10 protein-coding genes are annotated in these 5,688 nt (G+C 61.4%); all 10 read left to right on the top strand.

The features are described from left to right. Positions 1–233: hypothetical protein (locus ACOI1H_RS23235; protein ID WP_422440528.1), on the top strand; the 233-nt coding region annotated here is incomplete at its 5' end. 64 nt (positions 234–297) lie between these two features. Next, positions 298–690, top strand: a complete 393-nt coding sequence (locus ACOI1H_RS23230; protein WP_422440527.1) for a hypothetical protein — start codon at positions 298–300, stop codon at positions 688–690. A 239-nt stretch (positions 691–929) separates the two neighbouring features. Then, on the top strand, positions 930–1,304 hold the full coding sequence (locus ACOI1H_RS23225) for a hypothetical protein (RefSeq protein ID WP_422440525.1): 375 nt from the start codon (positions 930–932) through the stop codon (positions 1,302–1,304). A gap of 227 nt (positions 1,305–1,531) precedes the next feature. Then, positions 1,532–2,074, top strand: a complete 543-nt coding sequence (locus ACOI1H_RS23220) for a hypothetical protein (RefSeq protein WP_422440523.1) — start codon at positions 1,532–1,534, stop codon at positions 2,072–2,074. A gap of 174 nt (positions 2,075–2,248) precedes the next feature. Then, positions 2,249–2,542: a hypothetical protein gene (locus ACOI1H_RS23215; protein ID WP_422440522.1), complete on the top strand. Its 294-nt coding sequence runs from the start codon at positions 2,249–2,251 to the stop codon at positions 2,540–2,542. Between the two features lie 283 nt (positions 2,543–2,825). Then, positions 2,826–3,032 carry a hypothetical protein gene (locus ACOI1H_RS23210; protein ID WP_422440520.1) on the top strand — a complete coding sequence of 69 codons (207 nt, stop codon included), beginning with the start codon at positions 2,826–2,828 and terminating at the stop codon, positions 3,030–3,032. Further along, positions 3,029–3,484 carry a hypothetical protein gene (locus tag ACOI1H_RS23205; protein ID WP_422440518.1) on the top strand — a complete coding sequence of 152 codons (456 nt, stop codon included), beginning with the start codon at positions 3,029–3,031 and terminating at the stop codon, positions 3,482–3,484. Before ACOI1H_RS23210 ends, ACOI1H_RS23205 begins: the two co-directional genes overlap by 4 nt. A gap of 123 nt (positions 3,485–3,607) precedes the next feature. Further along, positions 3,608–4,315 (top strand): cell wall hydrolase, encoded by a 708-nt coding sequence (locus tag ACOI1H_RS23200; protein WP_422440516.1) that lies wholly within the window; start codon positions 3,608–3,610, stop codon positions 4,313–4,315. 454 nt (positions 4,316–4,769) lie between these two features. Further along, positions 4,770–5,297, top strand: coding sequence for a thermonuclease family protein (locus ACOI1H_RS23195; RefSeq protein ID WP_422440514.1), 528 nt, complete (start codon positions 4,770–4,772; stop codon positions 5,295–5,297). Positions 5,298–5,336: 39 nt separating this feature from the next. Next, positions 5,337–5,546: a hypothetical protein gene (locus tag ACOI1H_RS23190; protein WP_422440513.1), complete on the top strand. Its 210-nt coding sequence runs from the start codon at positions 5,337–5,339 to the stop codon at positions 5,544–5,546. Positions 5,547–5,688 lie beyond the last annotated feature (142 nt).

Raw genomic sequence — 5,688 nt, 5'->3', positions numbered from 1 at the left:
ACACGCCGGGCCTGTGGGATGCTCACCTCCAGTTCGCCAGTCCGCGCGCCTACGTCCTGTTCATCCTCTGCGTGATCGGGACGATCGCGGGCGCGCCAGCCTTCGCCATCCTGGCTCTTGCCGCAGCTCAGGGCGACGCCGGGTCGGCCGCGCTGATCGCGCTGGGCGCAAGCGTGCCGATCATCGCGATGAGCCTGATCCACATGATCCGGACCGGCCGAGCCCTCGACTGAGCCCTCGACTGAGCCCTCGACTGAGCCCGTCCTTCACCTCCTCACTGATCCGGAGAAGATCCCCATGAGCCACATGTATTACTTCGCCACCCAGAACTCCGGTGAGATCGCTCCCAATGACCTCAACGAGGTCTTCGAGGTCGAGCAGGGTCAACCCACCTTGTGGGACGACAAGCTCGGCCAGTTCGTGGCGAACCCCAACTACGTCGAGCACGCCATCCTCGATCTGGCCGCCAGCTCCAGTGCCTACCTGCGTGAAGAACTGGGCCTCGAGGGGAGTGATACCGACGGGTGGGTCATCAAGTGGCCCATCGCCGACGTGCAGGCCAAGATCGCTGCGTTCCGCGCCGGTGACATGGAAGCCTCAGAGGATGGCCCTAACGACTACGTGGAGCGCTTGAGCGCCCTCGTCGATCTCGGCGCACGCCACGGTGCCACGCACCTCGCGATGGCCTGACACACTCCCATAGGTCTCCATCCTCTCCATAGGGGGAGAGACAAGACCAACAGATGACAAAACCCTCTATACGAGGGAGGTAGGCGCCGGTGCTCCCAAGTGGATGCCCAGCGCTTTTTCCTTGTCATCTCGTCATGGGGTGGGCGGGTCCCGGGGAGAAGAAGACCGGCAGATTGCATTTCCGGATGTGCGCTGTCGTATCAATTTCATTGCTACATCAGTCATACAGGGAGGCAGTGATGCCGCTTTTCAAGATCAAGACATCCTCGTTCCTCTACAAGCATCTGGGAAACCGTCCAGGCAAGCCCCTCCCCAAGCCATGCACGATGCTGGGCCGCGGCTGCATCCTTGTCATTGGAGGCATCCTATTCGTATCCATGACGGCTACCTCTCTGGCAGCCCTCATGATGATCATGGGGAGCTTCGCCCTGTTGGACTCATCTCCACTGTATCTCGAAAGTCCCTTCGACGTGCCGGTCCGGTTTTTCGTCGCAGGTGCTGTCGGCTGGGCCGCCCTCGCCTGCCTCGTATTCCTTGCGTGGCGCGTGGGCCGCTTCCTCTGTCAGTCCGTCGTCCTGGAGGATGATGCCCAGGTGGGTGCCACAGAAGCCTGATCGGCACCCCTTCGAGATCATGAGCCGGCCATCCGAGAGGATGTGCCGGCTTTTTCCTTTTCGGGTCCAGGTTGATGGAGGCGATGCCCCGGTCTTCGGCCTGACCTCTCCTCACCTTTTTCGTGTCTGTCTGTCTTTCTTTCTGTCTGTTTTTTCTGAGCGGGGAGATGACGTGCCCGGCAAGAGAGCGGGAAAAAGAGAAGATCAGAGAAAACGGGCCATCGAAGATGTCCGTCTCTGCATTGCGCGAGACGGCCAACATCGAAGGCCTCGGAAAAAATCAAACCAGAAGCGAGATCAACATGACCGACCAGAACAACGCAGCACAGTCCGCCGCACAGTCCGAAGCCCCCGCACGCGCCGCTGGCGACAAGTGGATCGAGCGCTTCGGCACGATCAAGTCGATTGCCCTGAAATCCGGCCGTAAGGGCCAATACGCCGTCGTCACGATCGACTGCGTGAAGTTCGAGCAGACCGCGTTTGCCTTCACGGCAAAAACGATCGACGCGATCAAAGCCGCAGGCGAGGGCTCCAAAATCTGGATGAAGGGCCCCATGGAAGCTGTGCAGCGCAAGAACGAGAACGGCGGCACCTACAGCGAAGACCAGCTGAAGATCGTCTACTTCAAGGACAAGACCGTCCGTGAAGATGCCGCCGCTGCCGCGTCCGATGCCACCGCCGAGGGCGTGTCCGAGACCGCCGGCACCGCGTCCGACGAGACCGCGTCGCAGACCACCGAGCAGATGGTCGACGACGAGATCCCGTTCTAAGCCTCAGGGGCTATGACCGATCCGGGGCAGCCGCAAGGCTGCCCCATTTTTTTATGCGCAACCCTCAGGTCGAAAATTTCGCCCCCATCGCAACCACACCGAGATCTTCGATCCCATCTTGTCCGCAGCGACATCACGTCGATCAGATCAATCCTCTGCCTTGAAAGGCTTCGCATGTTCAACCCCGTCCTTATCACCAGCGCCCTCTGCCTCCTTGCCGTCCTGTTTTACGTGAGGAGCGTCACCAAGCGCCTGCCCAAGCCGGAGATCACGGACGCCCGCACCACGGTCCGCACATCTCGATCCACCATCTCGTCATCCGCGCGCCGTGACGATGACATGCACCCCGGCATGCCCGGCTGGATCGGACCCGGCCTGGCAAGCACGCTCTCCCTGCGCTCGGACGCTGCACCCCACAAGCATGCCGTGATCACGCCACCGATGACATTACACGCTTCGGCGGCCTAGCCGGCGGTGCCGTCGCCGCAGGCATCGCTGTCTATAACGCAGCACCCGCTGACGACTGTGCGCCATCGGATTCCGACTCTTCTGACAGTTCCTGCGACAGCAGTCCTGACTGAGGGCGGACAACGTCCGAAACCATCATTGGCCAACCCGTCAAAAGCGGGTTGGCCTTTTTGTTGCGCGAGACCTGGCGGCGCCGCGCTGGTGCCCCCTTCGTGTCCGTTCTCAAGGGTGAGAACGGGCCACGAAGCGCGCCCTTGATGAAAACCAAGCAGGAAGAATCCGGATGAAAATCACGCTGCGCACGACCTTCACGATCAACAACGGCGACGACCAGGTCCGTGACCTCGAAGTGGAGATCCCGACAGGGAAAGATCCGCTGACGCTGAGCTCCTTCGAGCGCATGTCGCTCGCCGCCGATACCCTGATCGACCGCGGTCAAATCATGGTCTCTGGTGCCTGCCTGACCATGCAAGACGCGGTTGCGGCATGAACGGCGCAGAGCCTGCGCTTCACCTGATCGCTGTCGATGCCGTTTCCGCAACTTCGAGCGAGACGATTGGGATCGGCATGGTCCTGAAATCATCCCAAGGAGAAACCCTGAAACAGGCTGCTGCCACGCGATCGGGAACCCGCAAGCTTGGCGTCGTGCTCGCCATTGCTGCCTGCATCGACACTGCCCTGGCGGCATCCACTCCGGGCGACACCATCGAGATCATCACGATCTTCGATCGCAGCCCCCTGCTTTCCAATCCTGATGGCGCACATAGCGCCGCCATGGCTGTTGCACTCGAAAGCTTCGAGCAGACGCTGTCGCGCGCGATGGATGCCGGCGTCACCATCGTCATGGACAAGGCCGACGCACGCGAAATGCCGTGCCTGGCCGAAGCGACACGACAGGCCGCCATCGGCCTTCTTTTCATCCAGGAGGCTACGGCCGCCTGAGAACAAGACCCGGAGCGAAAGCTCCGGCAGACCGCGACGCCGGTCAAAGGTCAGGTCCATTCGTCATCCGCACGGACCTGCCCTTCCACGCAGCGTCATACCCAGAAAATCAAGGAAGACATCATGATCCGCAGTATCGCTCTGGCGGTAGTTGCAGTCGTAGCCATTGGCACGACAGCATCTGCCAACGAAAGTTCTGAGGACTATTCGGAACGCCGGGCTGCCGCCGCGCAGCCCGAATACAGCCTCGACGCCGCCTTCGATGGCACCATCGACCTCTCCCAGGTCTATGCCATCTCCGCCCCCACCGGAAACACCGGCGGTCGTTTCTCCACCAAGACCGCACCGATCGGACACACACTGCGGCTCAACGGTCAGGTCACACCCGATACAAATATCGGTGCGCTTGCTGTTCCGACAACACTTGAGGGCTCAAACTCCCTCACATGCCTTGCCGTTGCGATCTACCATGAAGCCCGCAACCAGTCCGAGTTCGGACAGCGCGCCGTGGCCTCCGTCATCCTTCAACGTGCGGCCGTGAAAGGTCGCTGGGGTAGCAAGCCTTGCGATGTCGTCGTGCCGGTGCAGTTCAGCTTCATGCTGACACGCTACACGTTTGAGGCCATCACCGAGCGTGACGCATGGCAGCGCTCCGTCGCAGTCGCCCGCGCAACACTGGCCATCGGTCCGCTGCCAGAGCTGCAAGGCGCTGATCACTATCACACCACGGGCGTAAATCCCGGATGGGCGAGCCGGATCATACTGGTCCGTCAGATTGGCGATCACAAGTTTTACGTCGACCCGTCATCCCGGACAGGCCGGACCTCCTGACCCGGACTGAACCTGGTGCCAAGGCACCACACCCCGCCGCCCCCGTTTCGGGAGCGGCGGTATTTTTATGTCCAGCCCGGCTCCGCCCGCATGTGGGGGACCGATATCCCATGCACCAGGCGGCGCGCTTTCCGCGTCCGTGCATCCCAAGGACATCCCATGACGACCCCCGCTCCCGTCCCCGCTTTCATCATCGACTCCGCGATGGACACCATCTGCGTGCGTCCCGCACCGCAGGTTGGCGCTTACGCTGTTCCTGATCAGGTGAGGCCTGCTTTTTCCGGAGCCAACCCGCGGCTGTCACAGAGCTAGTTTCGGATCTGGTTTTTCTTTTTGAAGAACATTCGTCTCACCACGTGAACCGCCCGGCGTCAGCACAATGTGCTGAATGGTCCCTTGGGGCCGGCACTCTCATTTGTGAGACTGCCAACCCCCAGGACCCCGGAGATTTTCCATGCGCGATATCATCAAGATCATCACCACCCTGTTCCGCGTGGGATTCGCCCTGATGGGCTTTGCCTTCAAGGTTCTGGTATTCCTGCTTGGCCTGCTGTTCAAGCTTGGCGGCATTACTCCCGCCTCCTTCGAGGCCGCGGTGCGTGTCGTTGATGGCGACAGCCTCGTTGCGACGCCGAACGGCACCGAAATCAAGATCCGCCTGCACGGCATCGATGCGCCCGAATACGACCAGCCCGAAGGTCCTGCCGCGACGGCCATGCTGCGCAGCCTCGTGCGTGGCGAGACCGTCACGATCCACCCTGTGGACCGCGATCGTTACGACCGTCTTGTGGCCCGCGTCACGCTTGCCGACGGAACCGATGTCGGTCGCGAAATGGTGCGGCGCGGCATGGCGATCGCGCTGATGCACCACAACAAAAACTACAGCTACGACCAGCACCAGGCGCAGTCTGACCGCGCTGGCTTCTGGGCCTCCGGTGGCATCGTCGCCCCCTCAGCCTGGCGTCAGGCGCGCCGCGGCTGATCCCTCCCCAACGCTTCATTTTTCCAAACGGAGATCATCATGAAACTCGATCACCTCATCGCCCACCTCATCGACATTCGCACGGCCAACCCCGCCACAGGCGACATGGACGTCCTGCTCGAGCGCGATGCCAACGGTCCCGCCCCGATCGCCTATGTTTCAGCCAACAACGCTGATGGCGATGGACCCGTCGACCCCAAAGGGCCTGAGGCAACGCACATCTACCTGGCGCTGCTGAGCAGCTTCTGAAGCCTCGACCTTGCCGAATCTGAAAGCAGTGGAGTGCCGCTCCGCTGCCCAAAGAGCTGCGCTGAATCCAAGAGAAGAGCCGGGCGGGACGCCCGGAAGAATGGCCTTCGAAGATGGCCGTTTCTCAAGTTTGTGAAACGGT

This window comes from Loktanella sp. DJP18 (assembly GCF_049310965.1).
Lineage (GTDB): Bacteria > Pseudomonadota > Alphaproteobacteria > Rhodobacterales > Rhodobacteraceae > Loktanella.
This window is presented reverse-complemented; position numbering and strand designations above follow the sequence as displayed.